16 protein-coding genes and 1 tRNA gene are annotated in these 17515 nt (G+C 64.8%); 8 read left to right on the top strand and 9 right to left on the bottom strand.

All coding sequences use genetic code 11. The features are described 5' to 3' along the window. Positions 1-5: 5 nt before the first annotated feature. The 4 genes from D2N39_RS01810 to D2N39_RS22770 all read right to left on the bottom strand — a co-directional run bounded on the left by D2N39_RS01810 (position 6) and on the right by D2N39_RS22770 (position 4175). Positions 6-1205 (bottom strand): glycine C-acetyltransferase, encoded by a 1200-nt coding sequence (locus D2N39_RS01810; RefSeq protein WP_119133076.1) that lies wholly within the window; start codon positions 1203-1205, stop codon positions 6-8. A 111-nt stretch (positions 1206-1316) separates the two neighbouring features. Beyond that, a complete protein-coding gene (locus tag D2N39_RS01815) occupies positions 1317-1874 on the bottom strand; it encodes a helix-turn-helix domain-containing protein (protein WP_119133077.1) in 558 nt (185 codons plus the stop codon). A 51-nt stretch (positions 1875-1925) separates the two neighbouring features. Further along, positions 1926-3392, bottom strand: coding sequence for a protein adenylyltransferase SelO (locus D2N39_RS01820; RefSeq protein WP_119133078.1), 1467 nt, complete (start codon positions 3390-3392; stop codon positions 1926-1928). 60 nt (positions 3393-3452) lie between these two features. Further along, the gene (locus D2N39_RS22770; protein ID WP_158589758.1) at positions 3453-4175 is read right to left on the bottom strand and encodes a hypothetical protein; all 723 of its coding nucleotides are present in this window, start codon (positions 4173-4175) and stop codon (positions 3453-3455) included. A 48-nt stretch (positions 4176-4223) separates the two neighbouring features. Between D2N39_RS22770 and D2N39_RS01835 the strand changes: the two genes are divergently transcribed. The 8 genes from D2N39_RS01835 to D2N39_RS01870 all read left to right on the top strand — a co-directional run bounded on the left by D2N39_RS01835 (position 4224) and on the right by D2N39_RS01870 (position 12132). Then, the gene (locus D2N39_RS01835; protein ID WP_158589759.1) at positions 4224-5570 is read left to right on the top strand and encodes a calcium-binding protein; all 1347 of its coding nucleotides are present in this window, start codon (positions 4224-4226) and stop codon (positions 5568-5570) included. 190 nt (positions 5571-5760) lie between these two features. Then, positions 5761-6645 carry an SPOR domain-containing protein gene (locus D2N39_RS01840; protein WP_119133081.1) on the top strand — a complete coding sequence of 295 codons (885 nt, stop codon included), beginning with the start codon at positions 5761-5763 and terminating at the stop codon, positions 6643-6645. Positions 6646-6704: 59 nt separating this feature from the next. Beyond that, positions 6705-7856 (top strand): D-alanyl-D-alanine carboxypeptidase family protein, encoded by a 1152-nt coding sequence (locus D2N39_RS01845; protein WP_119133082.1) that lies wholly within the window; start codon positions 6705-6707, stop codon positions 7854-7856. Next, the gene (gene tmk, locus D2N39_RS01850) at positions 7856-8470 is read left to right on the top strand and encodes a dTMP kinase (protein WP_119133083.1); all 615 of its coding nucleotides are present in this window, start codon (positions 7856-7858) and stop codon (positions 8468-8470) included. The genes D2N39_RS01845 and tmk overlap by 1 nt, the downstream gene beginning before the upstream one ends. Position 8471: 1 nt before the next feature. Then, positions 8472-9602, top strand: a complete 1131-nt coding sequence (locus tag D2N39_RS01855) for a DNA polymerase III subunit delta' (protein WP_119133084.1) — start codon at positions 8472-8474, stop codon at positions 9600-9602. A 3-nt stretch (positions 9603-9605) separates the two neighbouring features. After that, a complete protein-coding gene (locus D2N39_RS01860; protein WP_119133085.1) occupies positions 9606-10406 on the top strand; it encodes a TatD family hydrolase in 801 nt (266 codons plus the stop codon). Continuing rightward, positions 10406-11200 (top strand): MBL fold metallo-hydrolase, encoded by a 795-nt coding sequence (locus tag D2N39_RS01865; protein ID WP_119133086.1) that lies wholly within the window; start codon positions 10406-10408, stop codon positions 11198-11200. Before D2N39_RS01860 ends, D2N39_RS01865 begins: the two co-directional genes overlap by 1 nt. Beyond that, a complete protein-coding gene (locus D2N39_RS01870) occupies positions 11197-12132 on the top strand; it encodes an AEC family transporter (protein WP_119133087.1) in 936 nt (311 codons plus the stop codon). The genes D2N39_RS01865 and D2N39_RS01870 overlap by 4 nt, the downstream gene beginning before the upstream one ends. A 65-nt stretch (positions 12133-12197) precedes the next feature. Here D2N39_RS01870 and D2N39_RS01875 read toward each other — a convergent pair whose 3' ends face one another. The 5 genes from D2N39_RS01875 to D2N39_RS01895 all read right to left on the bottom strand — a co-directional run bounded on the left by D2N39_RS01875 (position 12198) and on the right by D2N39_RS01895 (position 17457). After that, entirely contained in the window at positions 12198-13136 is a 939-nt protein-coding gene (locus D2N39_RS01875; RefSeq protein WP_119133088.1) for an ABC transporter permease, read from the bottom strand. Between the two features lie 88 nt (positions 13137-13224). After that, positions 13225-14472, bottom strand: coding sequence for an ABC transporter permease (locus D2N39_RS01880; protein WP_119133089.1), 1248 nt, complete (start codon positions 14470-14472; stop codon positions 13225-13227). Positions 14473-14558: 86 nt separating this feature from the next. Continuing rightward, on the bottom strand, positions 14559-15629 hold the full coding sequence (locus tag D2N39_RS01885; RefSeq protein WP_119133090.1) for an ABC transporter substrate-binding protein: 1071 nt from the start codon (positions 15627-15629) through the stop codon (positions 14559-14561). 221 nt (positions 15630-15850) lie between these two features. Next, positions 15851-16954 carry an ABC transporter ATP-binding protein gene (locus D2N39_RS01890; protein ID WP_119133335.1) on the bottom strand — a complete coding sequence of 368 codons (1104 nt, stop codon included), beginning with the start codon at positions 16952-16954 and terminating at the stop codon, positions 15851-15853. A gap of 416 nt (positions 16955-17370) precedes the next feature. Then, positions 17371-17457, bottom strand: a tRNA-Leu gene (locus D2N39_RS01895). Positions 17458-17515: the final 58 nt, after the last annotated feature.

A 17515-nucleotide genomic window follows, 5' to 3' on the forward strand; every position in this document is an offset into this window, starting at 1 on the left:
ATTGGTCATGCCAGTGCCCCCACCGCCTTGCCCGCTGCCCGGAAGGCATCAAGCGCGAAATCCAGATCATCCCGCGTCAGCCGCGCATTCATCTGCGTGCGGATGCGCGCCTGCCCCTTCGGCACCACCGGGAAGAAGAAACCGGCCACATAAACCCCGCGATCATACAAGGCCGAGGCCATGTTCTGCGCCAACACCGCATCGCCCAGCATCACCGGCACGATAGGGTGTTCGCCAGGCAGCAGGCGAAAGCCCGCATCCTCCAGCCCCGCGCGCCAGTAGCGGGCGTTTTCGAACAGTTGCGCCCGCAGGTCGTCGGCGGTTTCCACGATGTCCAGCGCCGCGAGACCGGCCGCCACCACGGCCGGCGGCAGGGCGTTGGAGAACAGATAGGGCCGCGCCCGTTGCCGCAGCAGGTCGATCACTGGCTGCGGCCCGGCGATATAGCCGCCCAGCGCGCCGCCCAACGCCTTGCCCAGCGTGCCGGTCAGAATATCGACCGAAACCCCGGCATGGGCAGGCGTGCCGCGCCCCTGCGGCCCCATGAAGCCGGTGGCGTGGCAGTCATCCACCATCACCATCGCCCCGTAACGGTCTGCCAGCGCCCGGATTTCCCCCAGCTTCGCCAGATAACCATCCATCGAGAACACGCCATCCGTCGCCACCAGAATGAACCGCGCGCCATCGGCGCGGGCGGCCTGCAACTGCGCCTCCAGATCCGCCATATCGGAATTGGCGTAGCGATAGCGCTTCGCCTTGCACAGGCGGATGCCGTCAATGATGCTGGCATGGTTCAGGCTGTCGGAAATCACCGCATCCTCCGGCCCCAGCAGCGGCTCGAACAGCCCGCCATTGGCATCGAAACAGGCGGCGAAGAGGATGGAATCCTCCATCCCCAGAAAGCCCGCGATCCGCGCCTCCAGCGCCCGGTGCATGTTCTGCGTGCCGCAGATGAAGCGGACCGAGGCCATGCCATAGCCCTGCCCCGCCATGGCCGCGCTGGCCGCGGTGATCAGACGCGGGTCATCCGCCAGCCCGAGGTAATTGTTGGCACAAAGGTTCAAAAGCCTGCGCCCCGCCACCTCGACATGCGCGCCCTGCGGGCCATGGATCAGCCGCTCGCGCTTCATCAGCCCCTCGGCCTCGATCCCCGCCAGCACCTCGCCCAGATGCGCCAGAAACGCCGCCTTTCCCGAATCCGTCATCGCAGAACATCCTCCGTTATGGCGGACAAATTGCCGCAAAACCGGAAATCCGTCAAGATAGCGGAATCATATCCGCCAAAACGGATTCCCCTTCCTGCCCGTGCCGCCGCCCTAGCTGTCCTGCACGATCAGGATGGCCCGCGCCCCGGCTTCGGCCCGGATGGCATGGGCGCGATCCGCCGCATAGCGCGCGGTATCGCCAACGGCCAAAGCCTGTTCCTCCTCACCGCTTTGCACCGAAAGCGCGCCTTCGATCACCGTCAGATGTTCGCGGCAGCCGGGGCTGTGCGGGTCAGAGACCAGCGCGCCGCCGGGCTGGAAGATCAGTTCGTAAACCTCGTGTTCCCCCACCGCCTCGGCAGGGGAAAGGATGCGGATGCGCACACCACTGCCCCGACCGGCTATGACTGGGGCGGCACCAGCGCGGATCACTTCGATCCCGCCGGAGGGGCGACCTTCCAGAAGCCCCGCGAAATCGACCTGAAGCGCCTGTGTCAGGTTCCACAGCGTCGCCACGGTGGGCGAGCTTTCGCCACGTTCGATCTGGCTGACCATCGACCGGCTGACGCCCGACAGCTTGGCCACCGCATCAAGGCTCAGCCCGCGCGCCTTGCGGGCCTCGCGCAGTGACGCGGCCAGCCGGTCATGGATGTCGGATCTTGCGTTCATGGCCCATAGTCCCCGGCGGCACTGCGCAGCGCAACTGGAATTTTTGCGGCATCAGGTGCCGCAGAAGGTGCGGAAGCCGCGCGCGAATTCCTGTGGCGCGGGCAGCGCGTAGCCTTCCAGTCCCGGCCTTTCGCCGAAGGGCTGCGTCACCACCGCCAGCAGCGCGTGGAACGGCGCCATATCACCGACCTCCGCCGCCGCCAGCGCCTCTTCCACCCGCAAATTGCGCGGGATGTAGACCGGATTGGCCGCCGCCATCCGCACCGCGAAATCCGGCGCGCGCCGTGCCTGCCAGCGCGGCCACCATGCCGCCAGCGCAGCGGGATCGGCAAACAGACCGGCCAAGGCCGCCGCATCCGCTGCCCCGGCCAGCCGGTGAAAGCCCAGCGTCCAGTCGGTGCCTTCCAGCGCTTTCAGGAAATCGCCGATCAGCGCACCATCGCCGTCCTCCTCCTTGCCCGCCAGCCCCAGCTTCGCCCGCATGACCGCCAGCCATTCGGCGCGGAACTGCCCGGCAATCGTCTCCAGCCGCGCATTGGCCAAATCCACGGCGCGATCTTCGTCGGCATCGAACAGCGGCAGCAGCGTCTCGGCCAGCCGCGCGAGGTTCCAGCCAAGGATCTGCGGCTGGTTGCCATAGGCATAGCGCCCCTGCCGGTCGATCGAGGAATAGACCGTGCCCGGCGCATAGCCTTCCATGAAGGCGCAGGGGCCATAGTCGATGGTTTCGCCCGAAATGGTCATGTTGTCGGTGTTCATCACGCCATGAATGAAGCCAAGCCCCATCCAGCGCGCCACAAGCCGAGCCTGCGCCGCCGTCACCGCCTCGAACAGCCCGAGATAGGGGTTTTCGGCGTTCAACGCCTGCGGATGGTGCCGAGCGATGGCGTAATCGGCCAGCCGTTTCACCATGTCGCCCTGCCCGCGCGCGGCGAAGAACTGGAAGGTGCCGATACGCAGATGGCTTGCGGCAACGCGGGTCAGCACCGCGCCGGGCAGCGGACGTTCGCGCAGCACCTGCGCACCGGTCGCCACGGCCGCGAGCGCCCGGCTGGTCGGCACGCCCAAAGCCGCCATCGCCTCGCCCATCAGATATTCGCGCAGGACCGGCCCCACCGCCGCGAAGCCGTCGCCGCCGCGCGAAAAGGCGGTGGGGCCAGAGCCTTTCAGCGCGATGTCGCGGCGATTGCCCTTTCGGTCGATCACCTCGCCCAGCAAGAGCGCCCGCCCGTCGCCCAGTTGCGGGGAAAAGCCACCGAACTGGTGGCCGGCATAGGCCTGCGCGACGGGTTCAGCGCCGTCGGGCAGCAGATTGCCGGAAAACACCTCGGCGGCGCGGGCCTCCAGCGCTTCAGGTTCCGCACCAAGCTCCTCTGCCAAAGCCTTGTTGAACATCAGAAGTTTCGGCATTGGCACCCGGCGCGGCGCCTGTTCCAGCCAGGCCCCTGGCAGATCGCGCACATAGCTGTTGTCGAAGCGCAGCCCGAAGCTACCCGCCGCCTGTTCCGCCTGTGCCATGATCCGCCCTTTCCTGTCGCGCCCTTTCGATATGGACCTCGCGCGCCGGGGCGGCAAGGTTCAGCGTGGCAGTGTCAGCCGCATCTCGGCCCCGATCTCGGCCGAACGCCCCTCGTAAACCCGCGCCTCCCCGGACAGCGTGACAGGACCGCGCGAAAGCTCTGCCCCCAGCCGCGCATAGGGGCGCCGCGTCACCACGGTTTCCGAAACGTCCAGCAGAGCCGAGCGCACGGTGACATGGCTGCGTGCCGCCTGCACCCCCAGCCCCAGCACGGCCTTCCCCTCCAGCGGACCCAGACCCACCGGCCGCGTCAGCGCCAGTTCCGGCGTGACAGAAAGGCTGCGAAAACCAATCTCCACCGGATCGGTCAGGATGCCCATCCCCTGCGGCAGCCGGTAGCGGCTTTCGCCGATGCCGGTCAGCAGCGAAGCCTCCAGCCCGAAGCCCGCACCCAGATCGGTCTCGCGCGACAGCCGCACCCCGATCATGCGGTCGCGCACCAGATCATGCGGCGTGTCGCTGTCGGGCCCAAGAACCTCGGGGTCGATCATCAGCCGCAAGGCGGGCGGGCCTGACTTCGCTGGCGCTGCGACGAAACGGTCGGCCGTCACATGCAGCGCCGGTTCAACATGCCCCCGCCGATCCTGACCCAGCACAATCTCGCTGCGGCAGTCCATGCACGCCGCGCCGCAACCCGAGACAAGCGTGCCGACCGCAAGGCCCGCGACAAGGCAGCGCAGCCGCCGCGCGCGCGCCCGCCCCGGCAACGATTGCACTTGCATCGACAACATCCCCCGCCCAAAATCACCGCAATTTCAGAGGAGGTATCCGTGTCCACGCTTCGCATCAACACATCGCTTGTCGATGTCATTCAGAAAACCTTCCTTCAGATCAGCGCGAAGCCAGGTCTTTACCTGCCCAGCCTCAAATATGCGGACCGGCTGGAGATGTTCGGCGATGTCGTCGATTCCGTTGACCCGCGCGTGACCGAACTGTCGTCGAGCAAGATCACGCTGGCCTTCAGTGCCGGGTCGAACTGGACGCTCAGCCTCGCGGGCAAGGGGATCAGCCCGGTTGGCAGCATTCAGGATCTGGTAACCGCCGTGCAGGAAGGCGTTGCCAAGGGCGAATTCGACAGCCTGACCCTGAAACAGGGCAAGACCACGCTGCTGACCGTCGATTTCTCGCCCACCGGCTATACGCTGAAGACCGGCACCGACACTCTGACCGTGACCGGCAGCCTGCCGGATTCGATGGATGACATCTATGCCGTGGTCGGCCTGCTGGACCAGATCGACAGCCTTGACGAGATGACGGCAAGCCAGCGCGAGCAACTGGCCGAGGCGCTGTCGGATTACGGCATCACCGGCATCACCCTGTCGAATGCAACACGCGACGTGTTCTCGTTCAGTCTGAGCGATGACAGCCTGTCGCTGAAGCTCATGGGTTATACACTGGAAATCGATGGCGTCTTCCCTACCAATTTCGGCCAGATGCTGAATGTGGGATGGGAGTTGCTGGCGCAAAGCGGTGAAGACCCGGATCTTTCGGTCATCGACGGGCTTGAACTTGAGGGGCTGAAGCTGACCGCGCCGACGGGCAAGACGCTGCTGAGCGTGACCGGCCCGATCGACAATTCCGATCTGGGCCATATCGACCGCGTTCTGGTGGACGGCAAACGCTCGCCGGTCGAGACCATGATCATGTTCGACCCGATGGCACAGGGCGATGGCGAGAACGAGTTGATCATGGGCACATGGGGCCGCGATGTCATGTCCGGCAACGGCGGACGCGACCATCTGATGGGTTACAAGGGCAACGACATCCTGTCGGGCGGTGTTGGCAGCGATACGGTGGTTGGCGGTCTGGGCAACGACCGGCTGAACGGCGGCACACAGGGCGACACGCTGGAAGGCGGCGCAGGGCGCGACACCCTGACTGGCGGCGGTGGATCGGATCGCTTCGTCTTCAAGAACGGGTCTGGGCGCGACACGGTCACCGATTACCGCGACGGCTCTGACAAGATCGTGATCGGCTGGAGCCGTGCCGACAGTTTCGATGATCTTTCGATCTCCGACACCACGGCGGGCGCGCGCATCTCTGACGGCAAAAATATCGTCATTCTGCACGATGTTGAGGCGTCAGCGCTGGATTTCCGCGATTTCATCTTCGTCTGAGGCGGCGACAGGATATGGCCCCTTGCGCGGGGCCATATCACCTCTTGGCGATTTCCGCCAATTCCGGCCTCGGGCCTTTTCTCGCCTCCATCCTGCGTCTATGCTATTGCCATCCCGGCGGCAGGGCAGTCGCCGCCACGAGCGAACGAAGCGCAGCCCGGCAGAAGGCGCGCCACCATGAGGGTTAGGAATGGCACGAGCAGCGGTCGGACATCTGGTCATGGCGGTGGTTTCCGCCGGTCTTCTGACAGCCTGTGAAGCAGGCAAGAATCCCTTCGCCCCGAAACCGAAACCCGAGATCGCGGCCGCCGGCACCGGCGAAAGCCCGGCAGCCACTTCGGTCAAGCTTGTTGACCGTGACGTCGAGGCGCCCGAGATCTTCCAGACCACCGATATGGCCCTGTGGGACGGCCGCCCCTCGCTGGGCGGCGTCTGGGTCGCCTCGCCCGATGCGAAAGACCCGGAGCGGGTGATCCTGCGCAACCCTGCGAACGGCAAGTTCGTCATCGGGGCCTTGTTCCGCCGCGAACGCGACAATCCGGGCCCGAAGCTGCAAATCTCGTCCGATGCCGCCGCCGCGCTGGGGTTGCTGGCAGGCCAGCCCGGCAAGGTCAATGTGACCGCCCTGCGCCGTGACGAGGCCCCAACCCAGACGGATGCGACAAAGCCCATCCTCGACGCGGCCGAGACGGTGGCCAATGAACATCCGGCTGCCCCGGCCCCGGTGGCCGGTGCGAAGCCCATCGCAGGCGCACCCATTGCCGCGCAGACGCTGGACAAACCGGCCGCCGCCAAACCCGCAGCGCCTGCCCCTGCAAAACCGGCAGCCCCCGCGAAACCCGCCGTTACAGGCAAGACCACGACACTCCAGATCGGGATCTTCTCGGTCGAGGCCAATGCCAAACGCGCCGCCGATGCGTTGGGCAAGGCCGGGATTTCCGCTGCCATCAAACCGGGCCAGACGCAGGGCAAGGCGCATTGGTCGGTCACCGCCTCGGGCAGTGGCGACCGCGCCGTCCTTCTGAACAAGGTCAAGGGACTGGGCTTCGCCGATGCCTATGTCCTGTCGAAATGACCGCCTGACACCATAGCGGCGCCCCTTGCCGGGCGCCCCCAGACCACGGGATCACCGCCATGATCAAACCGCTTCGCCTCGCCCTTGCGCTTCTTCTGCTTTCGGCACCCGCGCAGGCGTTCGAAACCCAGGCCCGCGCGGCATGGGTCTATGACATGACGACCCAGACCGTTCTGATGGACAAGGACGCGGACGAGCCGCTTCCCCCGGCCTCGATGTCGAAGCTCATGACCATCAACATGCTGTTCGAGGCGCTGCGCGATGGCCGCGTGCAGCTTTCGACACCCTTCGCCGTCTCGTCACGCGCCAAGGCGATGCAGGGCTCGACCATGTTCCTCAACGAACGCGACCGCCCCACGGTCGAGGAACTGATCCATGGCATGATCATCAATTCGGGCAATGATGCCTGCGTGGTGGTGGCTGAAGGACTGGCGGGCACCGAAGAAGCCTTCGCCCGCCAGATGACCGAACGCGCCGCCGCGCTGGGGATGGAAAATTCGCATTTCGCAAATTCAAGCGGCTGGCCCGATCCGAACCAGCGCATGAGCATGGAGGATCTGGGCATCCTCGCCGTGCGGCTGATCAGTGAATTCCCGGAATATTACCCGATCTTCGCCCAGACCGAATTCGACTATCAGGACCGTTCGCCCGCCAACCGCTTCAACCGCAACCCGCTGCTGAAACTGAACATCGGCGCGGACGGGCTGAAGACCGGACATACATCTGAAGCGGGTTTCGGCCTTGTCGGTTCAGCCAGGCAGGGCGACCGCCGCATTGTCTTCACCATCACCGGGCTGCCCAGCGACAAGGCCCGCGCCGAAGAGGCGGAGCGGATCGTGAACTGGGCCTTCCGGCAGTTTTCCATGAAAACCGTGGTGAAATCTGGCGTGCATATCGCGGATGCCGAGGTCTGGATGGGTGAACAGGATCGCGTCGGTCTGGTTGCCGCCGAGGATGTCACCCGTCTGGTGCCCGCGCTGGCACAGGACACCATGACGGCCGAGGTGGTCTATTCCGGCCCGGTCAAGGCGCCGGTCAAGGCCGGGCAGAAGGTGGCCGATCTGGTGATCCACATCCCTGACCTCCCGGATGCCCGCATCCCGCTGGTGGCCGAAACCGATGTGGCAAACGCAGGCTTTACCCGCCGCATGCTGGGCGCCGCGCGGGCGCTGATCTCGCGCGCACTGCCCGCCGACAGCCCTGCGAGCTGATGCAAGGCCGCTTCATCAGCTTCGAGGGCATCGACGGCTCGGGTAAAAGCACGCAGGCGCGTCTGCTGGCAGAGGCGCTGCGCGGGCGCGGGCAGACGGTGGTGCTGACGCGAGAGCCGGGCGGCAGCCCCGGCGCCGAGGAAATCCGCCGTCTGGTGCTGGAAGGTGACCCCGACCGCTGGTCGGCGGAAACCGAACTTCTGCTGTTCACCGCCGCCCGGCGCGACCATCTGGAAAAGACCATCCGCCCGGCGCTGGCGCGCGGCGAGACCGTCATCACCGACCGTTTCGCCGACAGCACCCGGATGTATCAGGGCATTTCGCGCGGCGATCTGGCAGCGGCGGTGGATCAGCTTCACCGGCTGATGATCGGGGTCGAACCCGATCTGACGCTGCTGATCGACATTGACCCAGAGGTCGGCCTGTCCCGCGCCGTGGCACGTCAGGGCGCCGAACAACGGTTCGAGGATATGGGGCTGGATCTGCAACGCCGGATGCGCGCCGGGTTCCTTGCGCTGGCGGCGGCCCATCCGGGCCGCTTCCGCGTGATCGACGGCGCCCGCGACCCGCAGGCAGTGGCCGCCGATGTGCTGGCCGCCGTGACGGGGCACTGACATGCCCTCGGTCTTTCTGGACGACTTCCCCGAACCCGACCGGATCGAGGGCGCCCCCCACCCGCGCGAGACCGCGCATCTTTACGGCCATGCGGCGGCACAGGCAGAATTCCTGGCCTCTTACAACGCCGGGCGGCTGCATCATGCCTGGCTGATCACCGGACCGCGCGGGTTGGGGAAAGCCACGCTGGCGTGGAAGCTCGCGCGGTTTCTGCTGGCCACGCCCGCCGATGACGGCGGCATGTTCGCCCCGCCCCCGCCCGAAACGCTGGACATACCCGCCGACCACCCGGTCGCCCGGCGCATGGCGGCGCTGTCGGAGCCCCGGCTTTACCTGCTGCGGCGGGGCCTGAACGAAAGCGAAAAGGCGGTGGCGCAGGATATTCTGGTGAAGGAAGTCCGGCTGCTGAAGGAATATTTCGCGCTTTCCGCCGCCGATGGCGGCCGCCGCGTCGCCATCGTGGACAGCGCCGACGAGATGAACGTCTCTGCCGCCAATGCGCTGCTGAAGCTCTTGGAAGAGCCGCCGGGCAATGTGACCTTCTTCCTGATCTCGCATCAGCCCTCGCGGCTCTTGCCCACCATCCGCTCGCGCTGCCGCGAATTGCGGCTGTCCCCACTGGATGCCGGCGACATGGCCGCCGCGCTGGATCAGGCGGGCACCGCCATCGAGGATGCGCAGGCGATGGCGGAACTCGCTGGCGGCTCGGTCGGCGAGGCGCTGCGGATGATCCATCTCGACGGGCTGGAGCTTTACGGCAAGCTCGTCGCCCTGCTGGGCGCCCTGCCCCGGATGGACCGGCCGCGCCTTCTGGCGCTGGCTGAAACCGGCACAGGCAAGGGCAACGAGGCGAAGTTTGACCTGATGGTGACGCTGATCGACCTCATGCTCGCGCGGCTGGCGCGGGCGGGCACGCTGGGCATGGCCCCGCCCGAGGCCGCACAAGGCGAGGCCGCGCTGCTGGCCCGCCTGTCGCCCGACCCTTGGGCCGCGCGGGCATGGGCCGACCTTGCGCAAAGCCTGTCGACGCGGGCGCGGCGTGGCAAGGCGGTCAACCTTGACCCTGCCGCGCTTCTCATGGATATGTTCCTTCAGATCGAACAGACGGCGGCCATGCTCGCCGCAAGGTGACGCATGACCCTGCCCGAAATCGTAGACAGCCATTGTCACCTCGACTTCCCGGACTTCGAGGGTGAATTGCCGCGCATCATCGACGCGGCCCGCGCCGCCGGTGTGCGCCGCATGGTGACAATCTGCACCCGGCTGAAGAACGAGCCCCGCGTCCGCGCCATTGCCGAGGCGCATGACGGCGTGTTCTATGCCGCAGGCACCCATCCGATGAGCGCGGCGGAAGAACCGATGGCAACGCTGGACGGGTTGATCGCGCTGGCCGCGCATCCGAAATTCGTGGGCATCGGCGAGACGGGCCTTGATTACCATTACACCGCCGACAGCGCCGAGGTGCAGAAGACGTCGCTGCGCATCCATATCCGAGCGGCGCAGGAAAGCGGGCTGCCGCTCATCATCCATTCCCGCGCGGCGGATGACGACATGGCGCAGATCCTGACCGAAGGCTTCCGCGAAAAGCCCTATGCCTGCGTCATGCATTGCTTTTCCTCCAGTGCGGAACTGGCGCGGGCGACGCTGGATCTGGGCTTCTACCTGTCGATGTCGGGCATCGCCACCTTCCCCAAGAGCCAGGAGCTGCGCGACATCTTCGCCGCCGCCCCGCTGGACCGCATCTTGCTGGAAACCGACAGCCCCTATCTGGCGCCGGTGCCCTATCGCGGCAAGCGCAACGAGCCGGCCTATACCGCCTTCACCGCAAAGACCGGCGCGCAACTGTTTGGCCTGACCGAAGCCGAGTTTGCCGCCGCCACGACCGCCAATTTCGACCGGCTGTTCCGCAAGGCCCGTGTGAGCGAGGCTGCCTGATGCACCGCTTCACCATCCTTGGCTGCGGATCGTCGGGCGGCGTGCCGCGCATCGGGGGCGACTGGGGCGACTGTGATCCGATGAACCCGAAGAACCGCCGCCGCCGCTGTTCCATGCTGGTGGAACGGATCGGGCCGGAGGGCACGACACGGGTGCTGATCGACACCTCGCCCGACATGCGCGAACAACTGCTGGATGCGGGCGTCGGCACGCTGGATGCGGTGGTCTTTACCCATTCGCATGCCGACCATGTGCATGGCATCGACGACCTGCGCCAGATCGTGTTCAACCTGCGCCGCCGCCTGCCGGTCTGGGCCGACGGTCCAACGCAGGGCGCACTGATCGACCGTTTCGGCTATGCCTTCGTGCAGCCCGCAGGCTCACCCTATCCGCCGATCCTTGACCTGAACACCATCGACGGCGATTTCACCATTGACGGCGCGGGCGGGCCGATTGTGCTGACCCCCTTCCTCGCCGATCACGGTTCCATCGACGCGCTGGGGTTCCGCATTGTGGGACTGGCCTATCTGCCCGACGCGGTGGCGATCCCCGAGACAAGCTGGCCCGCGCTGGAAGGGCTGGAGGTCTGGGTGCTGGACGCGCTGCGCCGCAAGCCGCACCCCACCCATGCCCATCTGGCGCTGGCGCTGGAATGGATGACCCGTGCCGCGCCCCGGCGCGGCGTGCTGACCAACATGCATCTCGACCTTGATTACGAAACGCTGGCGGCCGAGTTACCGCCCCATATCGAGCCGGCCTTCGACGGCATGGTTCTGGAGCTTCCTGACATATGAGCGCCCTTCTCGACGTCATCATGCCGGTCTTTCTGGTCATCGGGGGGGGCTGGCTGGCGGCGCGGGCGAAGCTGTTCAGCGATGCGGCCGTTGACGGGCTGATGCGGTTTGCGCAGACTTTCGCGGTGCCGGTGCTGCTGTTCCTGTCAATCTCGCGGCTGGACCTGTCGGCGGCCTATGACATCGGCCTGTTCGTCAGCTTCTATGCCGGGGCCTTTGCGGCCTTCGGACTTGGCATTCTTGGCGCGCGGCTGCTGGGGCGCCCCGGCACCGATGCGGTGGCCATCGGCTTTGCCTGTCTGTTCTCCAACTCGCTGCTGCTGGGCCTGCCGATCACAGAACGCGCCTATGGCGCCGATGCCCTGTCGGCGAATTATGCCATCATCTCGATCCACTCGCCGTTGCTTTACGCAACCGGCATCACGGTGATGGAACTGACGCGGAGCCACGGGCAGGGCCTGCCCGCCGGGCGGCTGGCGCGGCAGGTGCTGCGCGCGATCTTTACGCAACCCATGGTGCTGGGCATCTGCGCCGGGTTTTTCGTCAATCTGACCGGACTGCCGCTGCCCGATTTCGCGTGGTCGGCGCTGAAGATGATCGGCGGCGCGGCGATCCCGACGGCGCTGTTCGGGCTGGGCGGCGTTCTTTATCGCTATCGCCCCGAGGGCGACGGTCGCGCCATCGCACTGGTCATGGGGCTGTCGCTGCTGCTGCATCCGGCGATCACCTGGCTTCTGGGCAGCAAGGTCTTTGGCCTTTCGGTGGATCAACTGCGCTCGGCCGTCGTGACCAGTTCAATGGCGCCGGGGGTGAATGCCTATCTGTTCGCCCATCTCTACGGCGTGGCGAAACGGGTAAATGCCTCTGCCGTGCTGCTGGCCACCGCAGCCTCTATCGGCACAATCTGGATGTGGCTGCATATCCTGCCGTAAACCTGACAAACCGGAATGAAAAAGGGGGCCGCGCGGCCCCCTTTTTTGCATTGCTGACACCCGATTTACTGCGGGGTCACGCCCCGGATCCGTTCCGACCGCCGGCGCAGCAGTTCCACCGTGGCCAGCAGGGCAATCGAGATCAGCACGAGGATCGTGGCGACCGACAGGATCGCCGGGCTGATCGCCTCGCGGATACCGTTCCACATCTGGCGCGGAATGGTCTGCTGGTCGGGACCGGCGATGAACAGCACCGCAACGACTTCGTCGAAAGAGGTAACAAAGGCAAACAGCGCACCCGAGATCACACCCGGAAGGATCAGCGGCAGCACGATCTTGAAGAAGGTCCGCGAGGGCGATGCACCCAGCGAGGCGGCGGCGCGGCTCAGCGACTGGTCGAAGCCGATCAGCGTCGCGGTCACGGTGATGATGACGAAGGGAATGCCCAGCGTGGCATGGGCCAGCACGACGCCGGTATAGGTGGAGGTCAGGCGTCCGCATTCGAAGCCGAACATCGCACAGGGGTTCGAGTAGAAGAAGAACAGCCCGGTGGCGATGATGATGATTGGCACGATCATCGGCGAGATCAGGATCGCCATGATCAACCGGCGATAGGGCATTTCCGCCCGTGACAGGCCAAGGGCGGCCAGCGTGCCCAGCACAGTGGCGACAATGGTGGACCAAAAGCCGATGATGACCGAGTTCTTGGCGGCCTTTACCCATGCGGCATTGGCCCACACGTCCTCCCACCAGCTTGCGTCACGCGGCGCATCCGGCGTCACCATGCCATGCGTCAGAAGCAGATCATACCAGCGCAGGCTGTAACCCTCGGGATCGAAGGTCACCATTTTCTGCGTAAAGGTGAAATAGGGCTCGGCGTTGAAGCTGAGCGGCATGATGATCAGGATGGGCGAGATCAGGAAGACGAAGATCGCCACGCAGATGACGTGGTAGGTGTAATACCACAGGCGTTCCAGCGGATCGGCATAGACGGGAAGAGCCATGGGGTTCTCCTTGGCCGGATCGCCGGGGGCTCTGCCCCCGGACCCCCGGGATATTTGGACCAAAGTAAAAGGGGGGCGCGGGGGCGCCTCAGCCCAGTTTCAGCTTGTCGATGCCGACGAGGCGGTCATAGAGCCAGTAGAGCACCAGAACCCCGGCCAGCAGCATCGCCGAAAGTGCGGCAGCCAGCGACCAGTTGGATTTGCTCATGTGGAACTGGATCAGGTTCGAGATCAGCTGGCCATCGGCACCGCCGACCAGCGCGGGGGTGATGTAGTAGCCGACCGCGAGGATGAAGACGAGCAGGGCACCGGCGCCGATCCCTGGCAGGGTCTGCGGCAGATAGATGCGGCGGAAGGTCGTCCAGCTTGTCGCGCCAAGGCTGCGGGCGGCACGGGCATAGGAGGGCTTGATCGTCCGCATCACCGAATAAAGCGGCAGCACCATGAAAGGCAGCAGGATATGCGTCATCACGATGATGGTGCCGGTCTGGTTGTAGATCATGGTGATCCGGCCATCGTCACCGATCACGCCCAGCGAGACGAGGATGTTGTTCACCACCCCCTGCCCCTGCAACAGCACGATCCAGCTTGTCGTCCGCACCAGAAGCGAGGTCCAGAACGGCAGCAGAACGAGGATCATCAAGAGGTTCGATTTTGCCATAGGCAGCGTTGCCAGAAGATGCGCGATCGGAAATGCGAGGATCAGGCAAAGGAAGGTGATCACCGCCGACAGCACGAAAGTCTTGCCGAAAAGCCAGAGGTAGATGCGTTCGTTTTCCGGCACCTGCTCGACCCCGCCATCCGCCGTGCGCTGGCGGTCGGTGGCGATCAGGTAGAAATCCGATGTCCAGGGGCTGGACGCCTGACGCATCGCCTGCCAGACCAGCGGCTCGCCCCATTTGGCATCGAGCGCCAGCAGCGCTTCCTTGTAGGGCGGCTCCAGCTTGTCGGCGCCGCGGGCCGAGGAGGTGAACAGAGAGCGCGTGCCGGGGATCGTGTAGTTGATCCTTGTGCCAGCCTCGCCCGCCGTCTTGTCTTTTTTCATCTGCGCCAGATCGGTTGCCAGCGCCGCATAGGCGCTTTCATCCAGTTCGCTGCCATCGGGGTTGTTGGCAAACCATTCGCCCAGCGCCGGGGCGGAATTGGAAAATCCGTCGTGATAGACCGAGCGTTGCAGCATCTGGCCGATCGGCAGAATGAAGGTCACCACCACGAAAAGCAGGAGTGGCGCCACCAGAAGGAAGGCACGGCGGCGCGCACGCGATTGGGCGGCAGCCAGCGCGGCCTTGAGCGGGCGGCCGTCGGCGGTAGTCAGTTGCGAGGATGCATCGGTCATCGTCAGTCCTTGAACAAGGCTGAAGCAGGTCAGTCCGGGGAACGGGAAGCCGGGCCGGGGTCATCTGCCCCGGCCCGGATCTGCCATCAGTTGGCGGCGAGCCAGGCGTTGAAACGCTCATTCAGCTCGGAATCGCGATCGACCCAGAACTCGTAGGACGACGGCAGCGCATTGGTCAGGTTTTCGGCGGCGGTGGGCATATGCGGGCCCATCTCGGTCTTGCCGTCCTGATAAAGGCCAACCAGTGCGCCCGAGGATTTGCGGGCCGGGCCATAGCTGATCCACTTGGCCTGATCGGCAAGGCGCTGGGTGTCGGTGGCATAGGCCACGAACTTCTTCGCCTCTTCCAGGTTCGGGGCACCTTTCGGAATGACGAAGAGGTCGTATTCATAGACCTGACCGTCCCAGACCACCTGGAAGGGTTTGCCTTCCGACACGGCGGCGGCGAAGATCCGGCCGTTATAGGCGGTGGTCATCGCCACTTCGCCATCGGCGAGCAGTTGCGGCGGCTGGGCGCCGGCTTCCCACCAGATCGTGTCCTTCTTGATCTTGTCGAGCATCGCAAAGGCGCGATCCACCCCTTCCGGGGTTTCCAGCGTGGCATAAACGTCCGCCGCCGGAACGCCATCAGCCATCAGCGCCATTTCAAGGTTGGCCTTGGCGCCCTTGCGCATCGCGCGCTTGCCGGGGAATTTCTCCAGATCGAAGAAGTCGTGGATCGAGGTCGGGCCTTCGGGGAATTTCGACGAGTCGTACGCGAAGACGGTCGAGAACACGATGGTCGAGACGGCGCAATCGGTCAGCGCACCCGGCAGGAAATCCTCGGTTGCCGGGGTTCCATCAGGGGCCGGCGGCAGCATGGCCGGGTCGATCTCTTCCAGCATGCCTTCGTCGCACAGCCGGATCGCGTCGGCATATTCCACGTCGGCCACATCGACGGTCACGTTATTGGCTTCGACCATCGCCTTCACCGGGGTCGCCGGGTTGTCAGCATCCACCATGGTGACCTTCACGCCGGTTTCGGCGGTGTAAGGCTTGATATAGGCTTCGACCTGGCTGGTGCCGTAGGCGCCACCCCAGGACATGACCGTCACATCGGCCACGGCCGGAAGGGCCATGCCGGTCAGGGCGGTCGAAAGGACGAGAAGTTTCTTCATGTTTTGTTGCTCCCGGTTGGATTTTGGTTTTGTTATCCGCCGCTCGCGCGCCGGCGTGGTGTTTTCATGATCGCGGCGAGGAAAACGGCTGTCAATCCAATGACCCCTATTCCTTCCGCCCTGACATTTGGACCCAGTTCAATGACTCCGGTCCGAATGATCTCGTGCAGAACCTGCATCATGTCTCCTTCATCCACCCCTCCGGGGGTGGAGGGGACAAATCACATCGGATCAAGCGCGCGGGCATCCGCCGGGTGCCAGCCGACCTTGATCTGCTGGCCGGGGGACAGCTTGGTCTGACCCAGCGTATTGCGCATCTTCATCACGAAATCGTCGCTGCCGGCCACGCGCAGGCGGGCGCGCAGGATGTCACCCATATAGATGACCTCCAGCACGGTCGCCTCGATCATATGGGCGCCGGGCGGCATCATTTCGGGCTTGAACTCCACCCGTTCCGGGCGGATCGACACCAGCGTCTTCTGCCCCTTCGCCGTCACGTTGACCGGCGTCGCGTCGATCACCTCGCCGGTTTCCAGACGCACCAACGCCTTGTCGCCCGAAAGCTCCTCGATGGTGCCCGGCAGCTTGTTGTTCTCGCCGATGAACTGCGCGACAAAGCTGTTGTCGGGGCGTTCATACAGATCGGCGGGGGGCGCAAGCTGCTGGATCTTGCCATCGTTGAACACGGCAACGCGGTCTGACATGGTCAGCGCCTCGCCCTGGTCATGGGTCACATAGACCACGGTGATCCCGAGGCTTTCATGCAGATGCTTGATTTCAAACTGCATGTGTTCACGCAGCTGCTTGTCCAGCGCGCCCAGCGGTTCATCCATCAGCACCAGCGCCGGGTCGAATACCAGCGCACGAGCCAGCGCGATCCGCTGCTGCTGGCCACCTGAAAGCTGAGCCGGGCGGCGGTTGATGAAGCTGCCCATCTGCACCATGTCGAGGGCGCGCTTCACCTTGGCCTCGCGTTCGTCCTTGCCCATGCCGCGCACTTCAAGCGGGAAGGACAGGTTTTCGCCCACTGTCATGTGCGGGAACAGCGCATAGTTCTGAAACACCATGCCAATGCCACGCTTGTGCGGCGGCACAAGGTTGATGTTGCGCCCGTCCAGCCGGATCTCACCATTGGTGGCGGTCTCGAACCCCGCGAGCATCATCAGGCAGGTGGTCTTGCCCGACCCCGACGGCCCGAGCATCGTCAGAAACTCGCCCTTGCCAATGTTCAGGTTGAGGTCTTTGACCACCAGAGAAACGCCATCATAGCTTTTCTGCACATGATCGAAGACGACGAAATCGTCGTTGCGGGCTTCTGTCGTCACCCTGATCTCCCCGTATATCGGCAGGTCGTCCTGCACTTTCTCTTGATCCGACTAAAGCGGATGCGTCGCTGCATTGCAACGCTGTTCTGGTGCCGGGCAGTGTCGTTGCGTCACCTTGCGGATACCGGCAATAAAACGACACTTGCCCGCACCGCAGCGGCGAGAATGGAAAAGGTCAGCCCCGACGAAGCTGATTTGGGGGCATTTCAGGTTCACAACCGGCAAGACAGAGTCGATTCGCGGCATAAGTGGCAGAATCACCCGGATCGCTGACGCGGGCCGATGTATGCAACGGCACACAAAAACGACATGGCACCGGCGGCACCCGGTGTCGTTTTCCTTCATGCTGCAACTGCAAGATGATCTGCGGGAATGACAAAAGCGCCGCGGCTTTCGCCCGGCGCTTCAGTCAGTCATGGTGCGGTTGAAAGGACTCGAACCTTCACGGGAGTTACCCCACAGCGACCTCAACGCTGCGCGTCTACCAATTCCGCCACAACCGCGTGTTCTGGCTTGGTGACGCGCTGTTTAGCGAAGCACCTTCCCGAAGGAAAGGGGGAT

Origin of the sequence: Gemmobacter lutimaris (assembly GCF_003570715.1) — a bacterium.
In the GTDB taxonomy this organism is placed as follows: Bacteria; Pseudomonadota; Alphaproteobacteria; order Rhodobacterales; family Rhodobacteraceae; genus Gemmobacter; species Gemmobacter lutimaris.